The 2,542-nt window shown below is 60.5% G+C and carries 3 protein-coding genes; all 3 read left to right on the top strand.

What is annotated here, in order from left to right; translation table 11 throughout:
* Positions 1-79 precede the first annotated feature (79 nt).
* From tnpA to tnpC, 3 genes are read left to right on the top strand one after another with little or no spacing between them, the layout of a single operon-like run.
* Positions 80-511 carry an IS66-like element accessory protein TnpA gene (gene tnpA / locus CHR90_RS00160; RefSeq protein ID WP_212668571.1) on the top strand — a complete coding sequence of 144 codons (432 nt, stop codon included), beginning with the start codon at positions 80-82 and terminating at the stop codon, positions 509-511.
* The gene (tnpB, locus tag CHR90_RS00165; protein WP_094406517.1) at positions 492-845 is read left to right on the top strand and encodes an IS66 family insertion sequence element accessory protein TnpB; all 354 of its coding nucleotides are present in this window, start codon (positions 492-494) and stop codon (positions 843-845) included. The genes tnpA and tnpB overlap by 20 nt, the downstream gene beginning before the upstream one ends.
* Positions 846-898: 53 nt before the next feature.
* The gene (gene tnpC, locus CHR90_RS00170; RefSeq protein WP_094406519.1) at positions 899-2,470 is read left to right on the top strand and encodes an IS66 family transposase; all 1,572 of its coding nucleotides are present in this window, start codon (positions 899-901) and stop codon (positions 2,468-2,470) included.
* Positions 2,471-2,542: the final 72 nt, after the last annotated feature.

The following is a 2,542-nucleotide window of genomic DNA, read 5'->3' on the forward strand; positions in this document are numbered from 1 at the left end:
GTAAGCGCGAATTTCTCAGCACCTTTTGAATTCATCGTGTTTTGGCATGATGTGTCCACTTAACGGAGGTGGACACCAGGTGATTGAGGACGATGAACGGAAACTGCTGGTTAGGCGGATTTTTAGCAATGGCCGCCGTCGGTACGATGCGGCGTCGAAAGAGCGTCTCGTTGCGGCCTGCCTGGAGGCTGGCGTGTCGGTATCGCGCCTTGCGCTTGAGCATGGGGTCAATGCCAACCTTCTTCGGAAGTGGATAAAGACGGCCAAGGAAGCCGGTACTCTGCGAGCCCCTGCGCGGTCGGCGTTCATTCCGGTTCAAGTCAGCGCTGCCAGTCATTTGGTAGAGGGGCCTGCCCTGCGCGGGGAAGCGCGGCAGTCGAAGTCGCTGCCCCTTTCGACCAAGGTGAGCGCGTGCCTGCCGAACGGCGTGACGCTTTCGCTGGAATGCGGTGATGTGGAGGCGTTGACGGCGATCATCGGAGCCCTGGGGCATGTTCAGACTGAACGCTGACCTGACCGTCTATCTGCACCGCGAGCCGATCGACTTCCGGGCCGGTATCAACAGCCTTGCGGTTCTGGTGCAGGAGGAGATGGCGCTTGATCCGTTTGCGCCTGCGGTCTTTGCCTTTTGCAATCGCCGCCGCGACCGTATGAAGCTGTTGTTCTTCGACCGATCCGGCTTCGTGTTGGTTCTGAAGCGGCTGACGGAGGACAAGTTCCGATGGCCGCGCCGGGAGACGGCGGTGGTTACGCTTTCGTGCGAACAACTCCATTGGGTTCTCGACGGCATCGATATCGACGCGATGGTGCGCCATCCGGTGCGGCACTATCAGGTTGCGGGCTGAGAGGGGCGAGAAAAGCCGTTGACGCAGCGGCATGCTTTCGATTCAAGACTCTGATGATCAGATCCGGCGAACCTGATGTTGCAGCGTTACTGGCGCGTATTGCTGCGCTCCAGGCAGAAAACCGTCACCTCACAGCGCGCGTCGCCCAGCTGGAGGAAGAGTTGGCGCTAGCGCGGCTCCATCGTTTTGCGCCGAAAAGCGAAAAGCACATTGACCGCCTCTTCAATGAAGCCGAACAGGCGGCCGGTGACGATACCTCCGGCGGCGAAGAGGATGATGCCGTCGACCTGCCGGACACCGGCTTTGCGAGGGTTGAGAAGCCGGCGGGAAAGAAGCGTGGCCGCAAGGCTCTGCCGGAACACCTACCGCGCGAGCGCGTCGAATACGACCTTCCCGATGATCAAAAATCCTGTCCCTGCTGCCGCCATCCAATGCATCGCCTGGGCGAGGCGATCACCGAGCAACTCCATATCGAGGTGAAGGCAAAAGTCCTGCAGAATGTGCGGTTCAAATATGCCTGCCGGACGTGCGACCGCACCGGGATCGAAACGCCTATTGTCATCGCGCCGATGCCCGCGCAGCCTTTGCCGGGCAGCATCGCCACGGCCTCGACGCTGGCCTTTGCGCTCGTTCACAAATACGTCGATGGCACGCCGCTCTACCGCCTAGCCCAGGCCTTCGAGCGCGCGGGCGTTCCCGTCAGTCGCGGAACTCTGGGCCATTGGGTGATTGGATCGAGCGAGAGGCATCTTTGCCGCCTCTATGAAGCCCTGAAGCTGCGGCTCAGGGCGCAACCGCTTATCCATGGCGACGAGACCACGGTCCAGGTCCTGAAGGAAAAAGATAGGGAGGCTACTAGCCCATCCTTCATGTGGGCCTATCGGAGTGGGGAGGACAGTCCTGAGCCGATCGTGCTGCTCGAATACCAGCCCGGCCGTGGCCAGATTTATCCGCAGACCTTCCTGGGCGATTATCGCGGTATCCTGATGAGTGACGGCTATTCCGCCTGGCGCACGCTGACGGGGGCCACCCACGTTGGATGCTTGGCCCATTCCAGGCGTCGCTTCGTCGAGGCGCTGAAGACTAGAAAGAAAGGCGGCGGCCCGCCGGAGCAGGCGCTAAAGGTCTTCGAGCAGCTCTACCGGATTGAAGGCCTGGCGCGGAGCGAAAAACCGGACAAGGGCGAAACACGCGCCGATTGCACGCGCCGTCTCCGCCAGAACCATAGCGTGCCCATCCTGAACGCTTTCAAAGCATGGCTCGACGAAATCAGGCCGAAGGTCTTGCCCGACAGCAAGATCGGCGATGCCGTATCCTATACCCTGAACCAGTGGGAATACCTGACGCGCTATACAGAAGACGGCAGAATGCCCATCGACAACAATCTCCTCGAACGTGACATCCGCGTCTTCGCAACCGGCAGAAAATCCTGGCTGTTCAGCGACACCGTGGACGGAGCCAAGGCAAGCGCCACCGTCTACAGCCTCATGCTGACCTGCCGCGCCGCGCGCGTCGAGCCCTTGGCCTATTTACGCCACGTCCTCACCGAATTGCCAAAGCGCGCAACAGAGGCCGACATAACCGACCTGCTACCCTTCAACTTCGCCAAAACCACAACCACCTGAGCCCATACAACAGGCCGAAAACGACCCTGCTCAAAGGGGCCGCGTCAATGTGCTAGGAAATGAGCGCTTACG

The sequence above is a fragment of the Elstera cyanobacteriorum genome (assembly GCF_002251735.1).
Classification (GTDB): Bacteria; Pseudomonadota; Alphaproteobacteria; order Elsterales; family Elsteraceae; genus Elstera; species Elstera cyanobacteriorum.